Below are 17205 nucleotides of genomic sequence, written 5' to 3' on the forward strand. Positions count from 1 at the left end.
CGGACTCCTGCAAGCGCCGTACAGGCGTAAGGGAACACGGGCGCGCCGCAGCGGCGCGTCCGTGGATGGAAAAGCTAAGGGAAACAGCCAGGGAAAAGGGCGGATCAGCCCAGGCGGTCGCGCACGATCTCAACGAAGACGGCCGCGCCCGTGGGCAGGATGTCGTCGTCGAAGTCGTATTCCGGGTGATGGCAGAAGTGGCCGTCCTGGCCTACGAAGAAGTAGGCGCCCGGACATTCCTGGAGCAGATACGCGAAATCTTCTCCCGCCATCAACGGGGTGATGCGGTCATCGACCAAGTCGGCGCCGACGACGCGCGTGGCGGCCGCCGTGACGGTGGCCGCCGGACCGGGCGCATTGATGGTCGGGGGACAGCCCATGCCGAATTCGACGTCGATGCGGGTGGCGTTGGCGACCCCAAGCCCCTCGCACATTTCACGCACCCGGCGCAGGGCTGTTTCGCGGGCGGCGAGGCTCATGGTGCGGATCGTGCCGCGCAGCTCGATCAGGTCGGGGATGACGTTGGGCGCGGTGCCGCCGTTCATCATGCCGACGCTGACCACGCCCGATTCCAGAGGGTCCAGCGCGCGGCTGACAACGGTTTGCAGCATGCCCACCAACTGGCAGGCGATGACGACCGGGTCATTGCCCTGTTGCGGCATGCCGCCGTGGCAGCCCACGCCATGCACGCGGATGACAAAACCGTCACAGGCTGCCAGCAATGCGCCTTCGCGCACGGCCACGCGGCCCTTGCCGACCATGGGGTTGTTGTGCAGGCCATAGATTTCGTCGCACGGAAAGCGCTTGAAGAGTCCATCGGCCATCATCGCGACGCCGCCGGCCAGGGTTTCCTCGGCGGGCTGGAAGATGAAGTTGATGGTGCCGGCAAAGTCCCGGTTTTGCGACAGGTGCTGCGCCACGGCCAGCAGCGTGGCGGTGTGGCCGTCGTGGCCGCAGCCATGGAACGTGCCTTCATGGGTGGAACGGTAGGGCAGCGTGGTTTTTTCCTGCATGGGCAGCGCGTCCATGTCGGCGCGCAGGCCGATGCGGCGCTTGCCCGGCCGTTCGCCCTGCAACACGGCCACCACGCCTGTGCCGCCGATGCCGGCATGCACGTCCAGACCCCATTGCCGCAGCTTGGCCGCGACGAGCTCGGCGGTGCGGTGTTCCTGGAAACTCAACTCGGGGTGCGCATGCAGGTCTTGCCTCCATTGCGCGTACTCGGGTTGACGCTCGACAAACCAATCTCGCACTTGCATTGCCGCCTCCTTGGGGGAGTGAAATGTCTAAGGTTCGGATGTGGCGGCGAGCCGGTCGGCCCGCCCTGATGCCGTGCGAACCATAAACGAAAACGGCGGCGGGCAGTGCGTGTGTAACTAAGCGTGAGAACGGGCGAGCCGCAGCGCGCGCCAGGCGGCGCGCCGCGTGGGCTTTATTGGCGAACGGTGCGCACGTCGGCCGGGGGCGCGGCTTCGAAGTTGCTGCGCCAGGGGTTGATGTCCAGCCCGCCACGGCGCGTGTAGCGCGCGTACACGGTCAGCTGTTCGGGGGCGCAGGCCTGCATGATGTCGCTGAAGATGCGCTCGACGCAGTGTTCGTGAAATTCGGCGTGCTGGCGGAAAGACACCACATAGCGCAGCAGCGATTCCCGGTCGATGGGCGCGCCCCGGTAGCGGATCTGCACGCTGGCCCAATCCGGCTGGCCCGTCACGGGGCAGTTGGACTTCAACAGCCGCGATGCCAGCGTTTCCTGGACCACGTCGCCCGGCCGCGTGCGCAGCACTTGCGGCGCCGGCTCGTAGGTGTTGATCTCGATATCCAGCTTGTCGATATAGATGCCGTCCATCTCGCCCATCTGCAATTCGGAAAAGCGCTGGGGCAGGAAGAAGTCCAGGCCCACCGGCGCGCCGGCCGCGGCGCTCAGGTCGCGTTCCAGCCGCCCACGCAGCGCGGCGGAATTGACCAGCCGCGTCTGGTTGAACGAATTCAGATAGAGCTTGAATGACTTGGATTCGATGATGTTGGGGCTGTCGGCCGGCACCGAGAACGTGGCCATTGCCACGCGCGGCTTGCCTTTGGCGTCCAGCCAGGACAGCTCGTAGGCGTTCCAGAGATCAACGCCCGTAAAGGGCAGGTTGCCGGCGGTCAGGTTCAGCGCCGCGCGGTTGTGCGACCGCGCGATGGGGAACAGCAGCGAAGGATCGTATTGCGAGGCGTAGGCCACGCTCTGGCCCAGGGGGCCGTGCGACAGGGTCATGGCAAATCAGGAATAGCTGGGGGAATAGCGGCATTGTAGGCGCTGCAAAAAAGGCTGTTTTTCCGCATTGTGAAATGTAAGTCTCGTCATGTGAAAGTTCCTGCTGCTACGCAACCAAAGCGCATTTCATAGATGACAAAAGCGTTTCGTGATGCGAAATGCTGCTTTCAACCTATTGATTTTATAGGTAAATATTTTTCGTCTTCTATAAGACACAAGCCCACCTTGCTTTGCAGCAGAGGCATAGACTTTGTCCAACGATTCACGCAATGCAAGACGCGAATCTTTGAAGTCTTCTTATCACTGACCAGGAGCATCACCATGAGCACTCGCGAAACCGAAATCCGCAATTTGCAGAAAGACTGGGCCGAGAACACCCGCTGGCAGGGCATCAAGCGCGACTACAGCGCCGAGGATGTCATCCGCCTGCGCGGCTCGATCAGCGTGCAGCACACGCTGGCCGAACGTGGCGCCACCCGTCTTTGGGAACTGCTGCATAGCGAACCCTTCGTGAATTCGCTGGGCGCCCTGACCGGCAACCAGGCCATGCAACAGGTCAAGGCCGGTTTGAAGGCCATCTACCTGTCGGGCTGGCAAGTAGCCGGCGACGCCAACCTGGCCGGCGAGATGTATCCCGACCAGTCGCTGTACCCCGCCAACTCGGTGCCGCAAGTGGTTCGCCGCATCAACAATTCGTTGGCGCGCTGCGACCAGATCCAATGGATGGAAGGCAAGAACCCGGGCGACGAAGGCTATATCGATTACTTCGCGCCCATCGTGGCCGATGCCGAAGCGGGCTTTGGCGGCGTGCTCAATGCCTTTGAACTGATGAAGGCGATGATCGACGCCGGCGCCTCGGGCGTGCACTTCGAAGACCAGTTGGCGTCCGTGAAGAAGTGCGGCCACATGGGCGGCAAGGTGCTGGTGCCCACCCGCGAAGCCGTGGCCAAGCTGGTGTCGGCGCGCCTGGCGGCCGACACGATGGGCACGCCCACCGTGCTGCTGGCCCGCACCGACGCCGATGCTGCCGACCTGGTGACCAGCGACGTGGACGAAAACGACCGCCCGTTCATCACCGGCGAGCGCACCGTGGAAGGCTTCTTCCGCACCAAGGCCGGCATCGATCAAGCCATTTCGCGTGGCCTGGCCTACGCGCCGTACGCCGACCTGATCTGGTGCGAAACGTCCACGCCCAACCTGGAATATGCCCGCAAGTTCGCGGACGCCATCCATCGCCAATTCCCGGGCAAGCTGCTGGCGTACAACTGCTCGCCCTCGTTCAACTGGAAGAAGAACCTGGACGACGGCACCATCGCCAAGTTCCAGCGCGAGCTGGGCGCCATGGGCTACAAGTTCCAGTTCATCACGCTGGCCGGCTTCCATGCACTGAACTACGGCATGTTCGAATTGGCCCACGGCTATGCCCGCCGCCAGATGAGCGCCTTCGTGGAATTGCAGCAGAAGGAATTCGCCGCCGCCGAAATGGGCTTCACCGCCGTGAAGCACCAGCGCGAAGTGGGCACCGGCTACTTCGACGCCGTGACGCAGACGATTGAAAACGGCCAGTCCTCGACCACGGCGCTGACGGGCTCCACGGAAGAAGCCCAGTTCGAACACGGCAAGGAACAGAAGGTGGCTTGAACGCTTGAATGCGTGATTGCTTGAACGCATGGTGCGTCACCCGGTGAGCGCTGACCGGGTGACGCACGGATAGATTGCTTTGCAGTTGTAGGTGCTGTTGTAGGGTGGATTCAGGGTGCCTTCGGGCACCCTTTTTTTTCCCTCGGGGGGCAGCGCCCGCGCCTTGTTGCTCTTAAGCGGCCGCCGCCTCTTGCGCCAGCGACGCCATGTCGATGACGAAGCGGTACTTCACGTCGTTTTTTACCAGCCGTTCATAGGCCTCGTTCACGGCCTGGATCGGCACGATCTCGACATCGCTGACGATGCCGTGTTCGGCGCAGAAGTCCATCATCTCTTGCGTTTCTTCCATGCCGCCGATGGCCGAGCCCGCAATCGACTTGCGGCCCATGATGAGGTTCGCGCCCGGAATCGGGTCCAGCGGCGTCAGCGCGCCCACCAGCGCCATCGTGCCGTTCAGCGTCAGCAGCGCCAGGTACGGGTTCACGTCATGGCTGACGGGCACGGTGTTCAACAGGAAATCGAACGTGCCCGCGTGCGCCGCCATCGCCTCTGCGTCGCGCGACACCAGCACCTCGTCGGCGCCCAGGCGCCTGGCGTCGCGGCCCTTGTCGGCGGAAGTGGTGATCATCACGACATGTGCGCCCATGGCATGGGCGAACTTCACGCCCATGTGCCCCAGCCCGCCCAGCCCGATCACGCCCACCTTCTGGCCGGGGCCGACCTTCCAGTGGCGCAGCGGCGAATACGTGGTGATGCCGGCGCACAGCAGCGGAGCAACGGCCTTCAGATCCAGCTTGTCAGACACCTTCACAACAAAGTGTTCCTTGACGACGATGCGGTCGGAATAGCCGCCAAACGTCAGTTGGTCGCTGCCGCGTTCCTTGTCGTTATAGGTCAGGGTGGCGCCTTCCTCGCAGTACTGCTCCAGGTTCAAGCGGCAGGCCTTGCAATGCAGGCAGGAATCCACCATGCAGCCCACGCCCGCGAAATCGCCCGCCTTGAACTTGGTGACGTTCTTGCCCACTTGCGCCACGCGGCCCACGATCTCGTGGCCCGGCACCATCGGGAACACCGAATTGCCCCAGTCGCCGCGCGCCTGATGCAAGTCGGAATGGCAAATGCCGCTGTAAAGAATGTCGATCAGCACGTCGTCATCGCCCGGCTGGCGGCGCGTGAAGCTGAACGGAACGAGCGGGGTGTCGGTACTGTGGGCGGCATAGCCACGGGCTTGGATCATGGTGGACTCGAATTAAATTTGTTAAGCAGACGTTCACAATATTCCTCGGCATTTCCGCTATCAAGCTAGAATTTCCGCATGCTTTATTGAAGGAATTTGCATAATCATGCAGGCGGATAACCTGTCTCACCTGGCGGCGTTCGCCGCCGTCGCCCGGCATTGCAGCTTTCGCCGCGCGGGCGAAGAACTGGGCTTGTCCACGTCCGCCGTCAGCTACGCGATCCGCAGCCTGGAAGAGCGGTTGGGCGTGAACCTGTTCAACCGCACGACGCGCAGCGTGGCGCTGACCGACGCCGGCCAACGCCTGGCCGAGCGCCTGCTTCCCGCCCTTGCCAACCTGGGCGACGCGTTGGAAGAGATGAACCACTTTCGGGGTTCGGCGTCCGGCACGCTGCGGATCAACACGTCTCGCGCCGCGTCCTACATGTTGCTGATGCCGATGGCCGCGCGCTTCCTGGCGGCGTACCCGGATATCCGCCTGGAAATCGCCGAGGACGACAGCTTTGTCGATATCGTCGGCTCGGGTTTCGATGCCGGCGTGCGCTTGCTGGAGGCCGTGCCGGAAGACATGGTGGCCGTGCCGATCGGCCCCAGCCTGCGCGCGGCGACCGTGGCGTCGCCCGCCTACCTGGCGGGCCGGCCATTGCCGCGCCATCCCGACGACCTGCTGGGCCACGAGTGCGTGCGCTACCGCTTTCCCAGCGGGCGCTACTACAAATGGGAATTTGAAAAGGACGGGGTGGCGGTTGAGGTGGACGTGTCCGGCCGCATCGCGCTTAGCGACGTGCACGCGGAAGTGCGCGCGGCGGTGGACGGCATCGGCATCGGCTGCGTGCCGGAATACTACGTGCGCGACCTGCTGCAATCGGGCCGGCTGGTGCGCATGCTGGATGACTGGTGCCCCACAATTGCCGGCTTCATGCTGTATTACCCAAGGCAACGTCGCGTATCGTCGGCGTTGCGCGCGTTTATCGATATGGCCAAGCAGGGAGAGCCCAGCTAAGGCCGCGCACCTTCCAGCAGCGCCTGCACCAGCCGGTTCTCTTCGTCTGCTTGCCGGCACACAAAGGAAATCTGCCGGTACGGCGCGTGTTTGCCCAGCGGCAACACGCGCACGGGATGCACGTCCAGCAGGTTGCGCCCCGGCTCGGGCAGCACGCACACCCCCAGCCCTGCCGACACCAGCGCCGTCAGCGCCGCCAGCGACTGCATTTCGATGCGGCAGCGCGCGTGCGGCGCGTGCTGCGCCACATAGCGCGCGGCCAGTCGGCCACCGATAGTGGTCTTGTCAAAGCGGATCCATTCGTAGCGCTGGAACAATTCGGCCACGCGCGTTTCCGTGGAATCGGGCGGGGCGATCAGGACCAGCGTTTCCCGAAACAGCGGCGTCCACACCAGGCGGCTGGACCCGCCCGTCTCCGGCTGCGTGATGATCGCGGCGTCGATTTCCCCTTTTTTCAGTTTCTCGGTCAATTCGGTGGCGCGGCCGCGCACCAGCCGCACGTCCAGCTGGGGATAGCGTTCCCGCAGTTTGCGCAGCAGCGGGGGCAGCAGCGTGACCTGCAACGGTTCGATGGTGCCCAGCCGCACGCGCCCTTCAACGGCGGGCGTGCTGCGCCGGCGCAGTTCGTCCAGCCGGGCCAGCGCGTCCTGCAGCACCGCGTCCACTTCGGCGGCAAAGGCGTTCGGCCTGACCTGTAGCGCCGACCGGTCGAACAGCGGCTGGCCGAAGTATTGCTCCATCTGCTTCATCTGCAAGCTGACGGCGCTGGGCGACAGGTTCATGTCCGCGGCGCCCGCCGCGAAGCTGCCGCCGCGCAGCACCGCATTGAGCGTACGGAAAGATTCGATCTTCATCAGGAATCCTCACGTAGTGTTTTAAGAATCCTCGCTTTATATCATCAGTGGCCGGTCCTAGTATGCGAGACGACCACAACGAAAAGCGGCTGCGGGACGGGCGTGCCACGCCCGCCGGAACAGACCGACACCGAGGAGACCTACGATGAACCTGACTTTGCACACGCTGCGCGCGGCCATACCCGCGTTGGCCCTGAGCCTGACGCTGGCGGTTTCCGCGGGCGCGCCCGCGACCGCCATGGCGCAGTCCGCCTCCATACCGCCCACCATCACCATGGTGGTGCCGTTTCCGCCCGGCGGCAGCAATGACGTGTTCGCACGTGTGCTGGCCGAAAAGCTGGGGGCGCGCCTGTCGAACACCGTCATTGTTGAAAACCGGCCCGGCGCGGGCGGGGCGATTGGCGCGGAATATGTCGCGCGCGCACCCAAGGACGGCACGGTGCTGATGCTGTCTTCGTCCACGCTGACCACCAACGCGGCGGTACAGACCAATTTGAAGTACGACGTGGTGCGCAGCTTCGCGCCCGTGGCGATGCTGGCGCGCAGCCCGATGGCCTTGGTGGTGGGCAAGGACTCGCCGTACCAATCCATGGCCGACCTGTTGGCTGTTGGCCGCAAAGAACCGGGCAAGCTGACCTACGGCAGCGCCGGGCTGGGCTCGGTCAACCAGATGGCCAGCGAAATCCTGGCGGGCGGCGAGAAGACGGCGTTCACGCACGTGCCCTACAAGGGCATGTCGCACGCGCTGAACGATTTGGCCGGTGGCCGCGTCGATTTCGTGATCGGCAGCTTTGCGTCGACGGCATCGCTGCTCAAGGGCGGCAAGCTGCGCGTGCTGGCCGTCACGTCACCCAAGCGGTCGCAGTTCTATCCCGACCTGCCCACCATCGGTGAAGGCCAGCCCGGCTACTCGGTGGAACTGTGGTGGGGCGTGCTGGCCCCGGCCGGCACCCCCGCGCCGCTGGTCGACAAGCTGAACGCCGAGATCCGCGCCATCGTCAACGACGACAAGATGCGCGCCATGTTCGCCGAGGAAAGCGCGGTGCCGGCCGAACTGACCGTGCCGCAGTTTGCCGATCTGGTGCAGGCCGACGCCGCCAAGTGGAAGCAGGTGGCGCGCGACCGGAACATATCCATTCAATAAGCACGACCCCGATTCAACCTCCGTCACAAGAGCGCAAGCATGAGAAGCAAACTGTTCGTTCCAGGTTCCCGTCCCGAGTTATTCGCCAAGGCATTGAGCGGCCCCGCGGACGCGTTGTCGTTCGACCTGGAGGACGCCGTGGCCCCGTCGCGCAAGGCCGAAGCGCGCGAGCACCTGGCCCGCATGCTGGCCGACCCGCAGACCGCGGCGTCGGGCAAGACGCTGATCGTGCGGGTCAACGCGCTGGACAGCGGGCATTTTCATGCCGACGTGCAGGCGGTGGTGCGGCCGGGCCTGCATCTGGTGAATCTGCCCAAGGCGGAAAGCGAGGCCGACGTGGTGGCGGCGGCCAGCGCCATCGAACAGGCGCGTGCCGCCAACGAGGTGAATGAACCGGTCGGGTTGCTGTTGAACATTGAATCGCCCCGCGCGCTGCGCCGCGCGGCCTGCCTGGCGGCCGCGCATCCGTCGGTGGCCGGCTTGCAGCTGGGCCTGGGGGATCTTTTCGAACCCGCCGGCATCAGCCGCCGGCAGAACGTGGCCGTGCAGCAGGCGATGTTTGCGCTGCGCATGGCGGCGGCCGAGGCGGGGGTGTTTGCCTATGACTCGGCCTTTGCCAATATCGAAGACGAAGCGGGCTTTCGCGCCGAGGCCGAGCTGGCGCGCAGCCTGGGCTACCTGGGCAAAAGCTGCATTCACCCGCGCCAGGTGCCGCTGGTCAACGCCGCGTTTCGCCCGACGGATGAAGAAATCGCCCACGCTACCCGCGTGGTGAAGGCCGCGCGCGAGGCATCGGACAAAGGCGTCGCCGCATTCGTGGTGGACGGCCGCATGATCGACGGCCCGTTCCTGCGCCGCGCCGAAGCGATACTGCGTTCGGCCCAGGCCTTGGGGCTGGACGGCACGGAGCAACAGCAATGATGGCAACTGAACACGTTTGTACCGGTGGCCCGCTGGCGGGCGTACGCGTGCTGGACTTAAGCGCCTACATCGCCGGGCCGTATGGCTGCACGCTGCTGGCGGACCAGGGCGCGGACGTCATCAAGGTGGAACCGCCCACGGGCGACAACCTGCGCAAGTACCCGTCCACGCTGGACACCGAAAGCCGCGCCTTCCTGGGCGTGAACCGGGGCAAGCGCGGGCTGGTGCTGGACCTGAAACAGCCCGACGCGTTGGCCGTGCTGCACGACCTGGCGCGCCAGGCCGACGTGCTGGTGCACAACTTTCGGCCCAGCGTGCCCGCGCGCCTGGGCATCGCCTACGAGCAGCTGGCCGAGGTGAACCCCCGGCTGATCTACTGCGCCGTCACCGGCTATGGGGAAACCGGTCCGCTCAAGGACAAGGCGGGCTACGACCAGGTGCTGCAAACCATGACGGGCATGTGTGCGTTGCAGGGCAAGGCGGAAGGCCCGCCCGAGATCCTGTACGGCTCGGTGGTGGATTACTACGCCTCGTCCATGGTGGCGGCCGGGGTGGCGTCGGCGCTGTATGAACGCGAACGCAGCGGTCGCGGGCAGTTCGTGGGCGTGTCCTTGCTGCGCAGCGCGCTGGCGTTGCAATCGGCCCGGCTGGTCTGGGCCGAGGGCGAACCGCGCGAGATCGGGCGCGACATGCGTTCGGGCGGCATCACGGGCCTGCACCCCACGGGCGGCGGCTATCTGTATATCTCGGCCAACACGCCACACTTCTGGCAGGCCTTGTGCGAGAAGACCGGGCTGGCGGACCTGGCTGCGAATCCGCGTTACGACTCGGTGCGCAAGCGCGCCGAGCATCGCGACGAAATCGTGCCGCGCCTGCATGAAGCGCTGCGCGCGCGCACTGCGCTGGAATGGGAGGCCTGGTTTGGCGAAGAGGTGCCTTGCGCCGCCGCGCGCGGCGTTGAAGACATGTTCGACTTTCCCCAGGTGCAGGCCGAGAAGATGATCTCCACATTCGCGCATCCGGTCGTTGGCAGCTACCGGGGCTTCGCGCAGGCGATCAAGTTCGGCCGCAGCCAGGCGGACACGCCGCGCGCCGCGCCCGCGTTCGGCGAACACAGCGAAGAGGTGCTGGCCGAAGCGGGAATCTGCGCCGAGCGGGTGGCCGACCTGAAAAAGCGCGGCGCGTTGCGATAGCTGGCTTGGACGCCGGAAATGCCGCCTTGATCCAGATCAAGGTGCCGGCCTTCGCCGCTGGGTACCATCGGCGCATGCGAGCAAAATCGATTTTCGCCGTCCCGGCGTCCCTGTCCGACGCTGACCGCCAGCAACGCCGCCACGCCTTGGTGCGCCTGTCGCTGGCGTGGCTCGCCATGATGCAGGTCATGATGTTCGCGTGGCCCGGTTACTTGCGCCATGACAGCATGCCCGCCGACGCGCTGGAAACGCTGGACTGGGCCATCGTGCTGATGAACTGGGCCAGCTTCGCCCTGACCATTCCCGTGGTGCTGTATTCGGCCTGGCCCATCTGGCGCCATGCCGGTGACAACCTGCGCCACGGCCGCGCGGGCATGGACGTGCCCGTTGCGTTGGGCATCGTGGCGGCGTTTGTTCCCAGCGTTCACGCCACCTGGACCGGGCGCGGCGACGTCTATTTCGATTCCGTCACGATGTTCGTGGCGTTCTTGCTGACCGCGCGCTATCTGGAACTGTGCGCCCGTCAATCCTTTGGCGACGCGGCGGGCGGCCTGCGGCATCAGCGCGTGGAAACCCAACGGCTGGAATTGGGCGCGCGCGCCGATCGGCTGGCCTCGCGCTTCGTGTTGGCGCAGGTGGTGCTGGCGCTGGCCGCCGCCATCGGCTGGGCGGCCATCGACCCCGCCCACAGCCTGCCCGTGATGGTGGCGCTGCTGGTCATGAGCTGCCCCTGTGCGATGTCGATGGCGGTGCCCACCGCCATGGCGTCCGCGCATTCGGCATTGGCCGCGCACCCCACCATGTCGGACGCCGCGCTGGGCGCGCTGCTGCGCCGGGCGCGCGAGAAAGCCCGCCAGAACCTGTACGGCTCGTTGATCTGGCATTTGCTGATGACGCCGCTGGCGTTGTTGGGCTGGGTGCAACCCTGGCTGGCCGCCATCACGATGCTGCTGTCCTCACTGGCCGTGGCCTATAACTCGTGGCGCCTGTGCCGCCGCGACTGGTCGGTGGGCAGCGCACCCGTCGGCGCGCTGGAAACCGCGCCATGACCATCCTCTATCTCTTGCTGCCCTTGTCGCTGCTGTTCGTGCTGGCCATCGGCGTATCGCTGTGGTGGGCCGTGTTCAACGGCCAGTACGACGATACCGACAACGCCGGCACGGCGATCCTGCGCGACGACGACAGCGGTCGCGGCTCGCGCGGCTAAGCGCAAACCCCGCCCACCCATTCCCGACACCCCGGTTCTTCGGCGCCTGGGCGCCCGCGCGCGCGTTGCCATTGAGGCCGCGCGCGCGTGAGTCCGTTGCGGCATTGCCGCGTTCCCTGTCTGGCCGTTGTGCGCTTGATCCATATCAACGTCGACTTGTGTGCCTAGTCCCATCATTCAAGCCTGGAGCTATTTGTTACTTTAGGGGAAGGGTGATGAACGATTGCCCCGCAATCGCAAGCAAGGCCGATACCTTCAACTACAAGATCGTGAGGCAGTTCGCGCTCATGACAGTGGTGTGGGGCATAGTCGGCATGGCTGTGGGCGTATTTATCGCCGCGCAGCTGATTTGGCCGCAGTTGAATTTCGACACCGCATGGCTCAGCTACGGCCGCCTGCGCCCGCTGCACACCAACGCGGTGATCTTCGCCTTTGGCGGCAGCGCACTGTTCACGACGTCGTACTACGTTGTCCAGCGCACCTGTCAGGCGCGCTTGTTCTGCGACAAGCTGGCCGCCTTCACGTTCTGGGGCTGGCAGATCGTCATCGTCGCCGCCGCGATCACCTTGCCCATGGGCTTTACCAGCAGCAAGGAATACGCCGAACTGGAATGGCCCATCGACATCCTGATCACCTTGGTCTGGGTCGCCTACGCCATCGTGTTCTTCGGCACCATCATCAAGCGCCGGTCCAAGCACATCTACGTGGCTAACTGGTTCTTCGGCTCGTACATCCTGACCATCGCCATCCTGCACATCTTCAACAACATCGAAATGCCGGTGTCGATGTGGAAGTCGTACTCGGCGTACGCCGGCGTGCAGGACGCCATGGTGCAGTGGTGGTACGGCCATAACGCGGTGGGCTTTTTCCTGACCACCAGCTTCCTGGGCATGATGTATTACTTTGTGCCCAAGCAGGCCGGCCGCCCGATCTATTCCTACCGCCTGTCCATCGTCCACTTCTGGGCGCTGGCCTTCACGTACATGTGGGCGGGTCCGCACCACTTGCTGTACACGTCGCTGCCTGACTGGACGCAATCGCTGGGCATGACGTTTTCGCTGATCCTGCTGGCGCCGTCCTGGGGCGGGATGATCAACGGCATCATGACGCTGCAAGGCGCCTGGTACAAGCTGCGCACCGACCCGATCCTGAAGTTCATGGTCACCGCGCTGTCGTTCTACGGCATGTCCACGTTCGAAGGGTCGATGATGTCGATCCGCACCGTCAACGCGCTGTCGCACTACACGGACTGGACCATCGGCCACGTGCACTCCGGCGCGCTGGGCTGGGTCGCGATGATTTCCTTCGGCTCGCTCTACTACCTGATACCGCGCCTGTATGGCCGCGAAAAGATGTACAGCGTGAAGGCCATCGAACTGCACTTCTGGATCGCCACCATCGGCGTGGTGCTGTACATCGCCGCGATGTGGATTGCCGGGGTGCAGCAGGGCCTGATGTGGCGCGACACGGCCTCCGACGGCACGCTGGTCTACAGCTTTGTCGAAGAGCTCAAGACCCGGGTTCCGTACTACCTGATCCGCTTGCTGGGTGGCACCTTGTTCCTGTCGGGCGTGTTCGTGATGGCCTGGAACGTGTGGAAGACGGTGCGCGGCGCGCAGCCGGTCAACCCCGCCATTCCGCTTGACGATCCCCATGCCGCTCGCCCGTCGGTCGCCGCACCCGCCGCGCCCGCCGTGCCCGCCACTGTTTGACGAGGACATCATGGCCAACAAAAAAACTGGCTTCTTTTCTCACCAGACGCTTGAGAAGAACATCGGCTGGATGATCATCGCCAGCATCCTGGTGGTGTCCTTCGCGGGCCTGGTGCAGATCATTCCGCTGTTCTTTCAGCACAGCACGACGCAGCCGGTGGCGGGCGTCGAGCCCTACAGCCCGCTGCGGCTGATGGGCCGCGACGTGTACATCCGTGAAGGCTGCGTGGGCTGCCACTCGCAACAAGTGCGCGTGCTGGCCGCCGAGGTGCAGCGCTACGGTTCGTATTCGACGGCCGCCGAATCGGTCTTCGATCATCCGTTCCTGTGGGGTTCCAAGCGCACCGGGCCCGACCTGGCGCGCGTGGGCGAACGCTATTCCGACGATTGGCACCGCATCCACTTGCGCGACCCGCGCAAGGTGGTGCCCGAATCGAACATGCCCGCGTATCCGTGGCTGCAAAAGACGGTGATCACCGGTCAGAACGTGTCTGAACGCATGCTTGCCCTGCGCAAGCTGGGCGTGCCTTACACGGACGAGCAGATCGCCGGCGCGCCCAAGGCCATCGAGGGCAAGACGGAAGAAGACGCGCTGGTCGATTACCTGCAAAGCCTGGGCGTGGGCGTGCGCCGCGCCAAGCAGGCCGAAGAGGCCCGGGCGGCCGAAGCGGCGAAGAAGGCCGCCGCGCAATCGGCTGCACAACCCGCTGCACAACCCGCCGTGCCGGCGGCTTCGGGAGGCTGATCATGCTGGGCATCCTGAGCGCATTCATTACCGCCATTTCCATGGCGACCTTTTTCGGCATCGTCTGGTGGGCCTGCTCGCGCGGGCGCCAGAGCGCCAATCGCGAATCGGCCATGTTGCCGTTCGCACTGCCCGATGAATTCGGACAGGCACAACAAGATGGAGCGAATCGGTCATGAGCGATTTCGTCAATGGCTTCTGGGGCATTTTCATTTCGGTCGTTGCCGTGGGCGGCGTGGTCTGGTGCGTGTGGCTGCTGTACACGCAGCGCCGCTGGCTGGGCGCCAAGCCGGCCGCCGGGCAGGTGGAAGACACCGGCCACGTCTGGGACGGCGACCTGACCGAACTGAACAATCCTGTTCCCACGTGGTGGACGTGGATGTACCTGCTGGCGTGCCTGTTCGCGCTGGGCTATCTGTTCTTCATGCCGGGCCTGGGTTCGTACAAGGGCCAGCTGGGCTACAGCAGTACCGAGGAAGTGGCGCGGCAGCAGGCCAAGATGGCCGAGGCCGTGCGCCCCATCTACGCGCGGTTTGAAACGATGACCGTGCCGCAGATCGCGCAGGACACGGGCGCCCGTGAAATCGGCCAGCGCCTGTTCCTGAACAACTGCGCGCAGTGCCATGGCTCGGACGCCAAGGGCGGCCCCAGCTTTCCCAACCTGACCGATGGTGATTGGCTGCACGGCGGTTCGCCCGAAACCATCATGAAGACCATCAAGGAAGGGCGCCATGGCGTGATGCCGCCGTGGAAGGCCGCGATCGACGCCAAGACGGCCGGCGACATCGCGCAGTATGTGCGGTCCTTGTCGGGGCTGACGGCGGACCCGGTGCGCGTGTTTCGTGGCAAGCGCGAGTTCGGCAACTTCTGCGTCGCCTGTCACGGTGTGGACGGCAAGGGCAACCAGCTGGTGGGCGCGCCCAACCTGACGGACGACGTGTGGCTGTATGGCTCGTCGGAAGCCTCCATCGTCAAGACCATCCTGGACGGTCGCGACAACCGCATGCCGGCGCACGAACACATCCTGAATCCCGAGCAGATCAAGGTGTTGACGGCGTGGGTATGGGGCTTGTCGAACAAGCCGGAAGCGGGCGGGCAGGCGGCGGTCGGCACCGCGGCGGTCGATACCGCGGCGGTCGGTACCGCGGCGGTCGGCGGCACCACAGCGGTCAAGTAACGCGGCCGGCGGCGCATAGGTGAAGGGACGCCCGGCGGCCCTTCACGTCATTGGACTTACAGTACGGAGCAGCATATGGATGAAGGGTCAACCGCAAGCGTCGGCACGCAGCCTGGCGGCGACCCGCCGCCCTGGCGCCCGCACACACGTCCGCCTCGTCCCGGGGCCGAAACCCTGGAGCAGACGCTGGCCGGCGTGCGCAGCAAGATCTATCCGCGATCCGTCAGCGGCAACTTTGCGCGCTGGCGCATCGCGTTTGTCTTCATCACGCAGCTGATCTTCTACGGCTTGCCCTGGCTGCAATGGAACGGCCGCCAAGCTGTGCTGTTCGACCTGGGCGCGCGCAAGTTCTATCTGTTCGGCCTGGTGCTGTGGCCGCAAGACGTGGTGTACCTGGCCGTGCTGCTGGTCATCTCGGCGCTGGCGCTGTTCCTGTTCACCGCCGTCGCCGGCCGACTGTTCTGCGGCTACGCCTGTCCGCAAACCGTCTACACCGAAATTTTCATGTGGATCGAGCGCAAGGTCGAAGGCGACCGCATCGCCCGCATCCGTCTGGACGAAGCACCCTGGAGCCTGCACAAGGCGCGCGTAAAGATCACCAAGCATGTGCTGTGGATTGCGCTGGCCTGGTGGACGGGGTCGACCTTCATCGGCTATTTCGCGCCGATCCGCGAACTGGGCCATGAACTGTTCACGCTGCAACTCGGCCCCTGGCAATGGTTCTGGATGTTGTTCTATGGCTTTGCCACCTGGGGCAACGCCGGCTTCATGCGCGAATCCGTGTGCAAGTACATGTGCCCCTATGCCCGCTTCCAAAGCGTCATGGTGGACCCGGACACCTTTGTGGTTACGTATGACAAGCGCCGGGGCGACCCGCGCGGCGGGCGCTCGCGCAAAGTGGACCACAAGGCGGCCGGCCTGGGCGACTGTGTCGATTGCAGCCTGTGCGTGCAAGTGTGCCCCACCGGCATCGACATCCGCGACGGCCTGCAATACATGTGCATCGGCTGCGGCGCCTGTATCGACGCCTGCGAGCAGGTCATGGACAAGATGCAGTACGAACCCGGCCTGATTCGCTACACGTCCGACCGCGCCATGCAGGATGGCCTGAGCGCCAAAAGCGCGCGCTCGCATCTTCTGCGCCCGCGCGTGCTGATCTACGGCACGCTGATCCTGATACTGGCCGTGGCCTTTGTGGCGTCGCTGGCCATGCGCAACCCCTTGCGGGTCGACGTCATCCGTGACCGGGGCGCCTTGGGCCGCGAAGTGGCCGGCGGGCAGATCGAAAACGTCTACCGCCTGCAAATCATCAACACGTCGGACACCGCCATGCGGTTGCGCCTGTCGGCGGACGGCATGCCGGGCCTGCAAGTGATGGCCGGGCGCCAAGGGTCCGACATGGTTGAGGTTGAGCCGGCCGCCAACAAGCTGGTGCCCATGGTGATCCGCGCGCCCGCCGGCGTGGAGCCGGGCGCCCATCCCATCACGCTGCGCGCGCGCGGCCACGACGGCGAAAACCGGTCCATCCAGACCGACGAAGCCGCCAGTTTCTACGTACCCGATTAAGCCCGCTTCGCCCGATTCAAGGACTTTCCATGACAACCGCCTCATCCCTGCCCACGCCCAAGCCCTGGTACCGCGAGCCCTGGCCGTGGATCCTGATGGCCGGCCCCTTCGCGGCCATGATCGGATGCTTCATCACGATCTACTTCGCCTACAGCAACTTCACCCACGAGCCGATCCAGGACGGCGTGGTCAAGCGCGGCCTGGTGATCGAACAGGTCGCACCCCGGGCAAGCGAGGGCGCACGCGCCGCGCAAGCCAACCCTTAACCAGGGAGAGCACAGATGGGCCTGCGTTCATTGATGTGGATTTTGTGGCCGTCGTTCTTGGCGGCGGCGATGGGCAGCGCGTTGATCTTCGCGCTGATCGACCCGCTGGATGTGGCCATCTTCGGGCACGTGCCCACCGGGCGCGTGGGCTTTTACACGGTGTCGTTCTTCGTGCTGTGGGTGATGGCGGGGCTGTCCAGCCTGCTGACCGCCTACCTGATGCCCAAGGCGGTTGAAAACGAAGACCTTTGATAGAACGCTGCCCCGCGCACGGCGCGGGGC

General features: G+C 64.9%; 18 protein-coding genes. 14 read left to right on the forward strand and 4 right to left on the reverse strand.

Annotated features, from left to right (window positions below; translation table 11 throughout):
* Positions 1-104 precede the first annotated feature (104 nt).
* Both AC6LJY_RS25900 and queF read right to left on the reverse strand, forming a co-directional pair.
* Positions 105-1259 carry a M20 aminoacylase family protein gene (locus AC6LJY_RS25900; protein WP_046805411.1) on the reverse strand — a complete coding sequence of 385 codons (1155 nt, stop codon included), beginning with the start codon at positions 1257-1259 and terminating at the stop codon, positions 105-107.
* A gap of 173 nt (positions 1260-1432) precedes the next feature.
* Positions 1433-2257, reverse strand: coding sequence for an NADPH-dependent 7-cyano-7-deazaguanine reductase QueF (gene queF, locus AC6LJY_RS25905; protein WP_498137078.1), 825 nt, complete (start codon positions 2255-2257; stop codon positions 1433-1435).
* A 321-nt stretch (positions 2258-2578) separates the two neighbouring features.
* On the opposite strand from queF, the gene aceA reads away from it, so the two are divergent.
* The gene (gene aceA / locus AC6LJY_RS25910; RefSeq protein WP_046805409.1) at positions 2579-3898 is read left to right on the forward strand and encodes an isocitrate lyase; all 1320 of its coding nucleotides are present in this window, start codon (positions 2579-2581) and stop codon (positions 3896-3898) included.
* A gap of 172 nt (positions 3899-4070) precedes the next feature.
* Here the strand turns inward: aceA and AC6LJY_RS25915 are convergent, their stop codons facing one another.
* Positions 4071-5135, reverse strand: a complete 1065-nt coding sequence (locus AC6LJY_RS25915) for an NAD(P)-dependent alcohol dehydrogenase (RefSeq protein ID WP_498137079.1) — start codon at positions 5133-5135, stop codon at positions 4071-4073.
* Positions 5136-5241: 106 nt separating this feature from the next.
* On the opposite strand from AC6LJY_RS25915, the gene AC6LJY_RS25920 reads away from it, so the two are divergent.
* Entirely contained in the window at positions 5242-6138 is an 897-nt protein-coding gene (locus AC6LJY_RS25920; RefSeq protein ID WP_498137080.1) for a LysR family transcriptional regulator, read from the forward strand.
* Here AC6LJY_RS25920 and AC6LJY_RS25925 read toward each other — a convergent pair.
* Positions 6135-6992: a LysR family transcriptional regulator gene (locus AC6LJY_RS25925; RefSeq protein ID WP_104144315.1), complete on the reverse strand. Its 858-nt coding sequence runs from the start codon at positions 6990-6992 to the stop codon at positions 6135-6137. The two genes, AC6LJY_RS25920 and AC6LJY_RS25925, sit on opposite strands and share 4 nt — an antisense overlap.
* A gap of 145 nt (positions 6993-7137) precedes the next feature.
* On the opposite strand from AC6LJY_RS25925, the gene AC6LJY_RS25930 reads away from it, so the two are divergent.
* From AC6LJY_RS25930 to AC6LJY_RS25985, 12 genes are all read left to right on the forward strand, one after another.
* Positions 7138-8136: a tripartite tricarboxylate transporter substrate binding protein gene (locus AC6LJY_RS25930; RefSeq protein ID WP_498137081.1), complete on the forward strand. Its 999-nt coding sequence runs from the start codon at positions 7138-7140 to the stop codon at positions 8134-8136.
* 39 nt (positions 8137-8175) lie between these two features.
* Positions 8176-9057: an HpcH/HpaI aldolase/citrate lyase family protein gene (locus tag AC6LJY_RS25935; RefSeq protein ID WP_498137082.1), complete on the forward strand. Its 882-nt coding sequence runs from the start codon at positions 8176-8178 to the stop codon at positions 9055-9057.
* Positions 9054-10250, forward strand: a complete 1197-nt coding sequence (locus tag AC6LJY_RS25940; protein ID WP_104144318.1) for a CaiB/BaiF CoA transferase family protein — start codon at positions 9054-9056, stop codon at positions 10248-10250. The genes AC6LJY_RS25935 and AC6LJY_RS25940 overlap by 4 nt, the downstream gene beginning before the upstream one ends.
* A 74-nt stretch (positions 10251-10324) precedes the next feature.
* The gene (locus tag AC6LJY_RS25945) at positions 10325-11299 is read left to right on the forward strand and encodes a P-type ATPase actuator domain-containing protein (protein ID WP_314359744.1); all 975 of its coding nucleotides are present in this window, start codon (positions 10325-10327) and stop codon (positions 11297-11299) included.
* Entirely contained in the window at positions 11296-11457 is a 162-nt protein-coding gene (ccoS, locus tag AC6LJY_RS25950) for a cbb3-type cytochrome oxidase assembly protein CcoS (RefSeq protein ID WP_046805402.1), read from the forward strand. Before AC6LJY_RS25945 ends, ccoS begins: the two co-directional genes overlap by 4 nt.
* Positions 11458-11672: 215 nt before the next feature.
* Complete coding sequence (gene ccoN / locus AC6LJY_RS25955; protein ID WP_046805401.1) at positions 11673-13169, forward strand: cytochrome-c oxidase, cbb3-type subunit I; 1497 nt, start codon at positions 11673-11675, stop codon at positions 13167-13169.
* Positions 13170-13179: 10 nt separating this feature from the next.
* Positions 13180-13914: a cytochrome-c oxidase, cbb3-type subunit II gene (ccoO, locus tag AC6LJY_RS25960; protein WP_498137083.1), complete on the forward strand. Its 735-nt coding sequence runs from the start codon at positions 13180-13182 to the stop codon at positions 13912-13914.
* 2 nt (positions 13915-13916) lie between these two features.
* Complete coding sequence (locus AC6LJY_RS25965; protein ID WP_104144319.1) at positions 13917-14093, forward strand: cbb3-type cytochrome oxidase subunit 3; 177 nt, start codon at positions 13917-13919, stop codon at positions 14091-14093.
* A complete protein-coding gene (gene ccoP / locus AC6LJY_RS25970; protein WP_314359741.1) occupies positions 14090-15091 on the forward strand; it encodes a cytochrome-c oxidase, cbb3-type subunit III in 1002 nt (333 codons plus the stop codon). Before AC6LJY_RS25965 ends, ccoP begins: the two co-directional genes overlap by 4 nt.
* A 75-nt stretch (positions 15092-15166) precedes the next feature.
* A complete protein-coding gene (gene ccoG / locus AC6LJY_RS25975) occupies positions 15167-16657 on the forward strand; it encodes a cytochrome c oxidase accessory protein CcoG (protein WP_046805398.1) in 1491 nt (496 codons plus the stop codon).
* A gap of 29 nt (positions 16658-16686) precedes the next feature.
* A complete protein-coding gene (locus AC6LJY_RS25980) occupies positions 16687-16923 on the forward strand; it encodes a FixH family protein (protein ID WP_046805397.1) in 237 nt (78 codons plus the stop codon).
* 15 nt (positions 16924-16938) lie between these two features.
* Positions 16939-17175 (forward strand): hypothetical protein, encoded by a 237-nt coding sequence (locus AC6LJY_RS25985; RefSeq protein ID WP_498137084.1) that lies wholly within the window; start codon positions 16939-16941, stop codon positions 17173-17175.
* Positions 17176-17205 lie beyond the last annotated feature (30 nt).

Source organism: Achromobacter sp. RT286_PF (assembly GCF_059760425.1).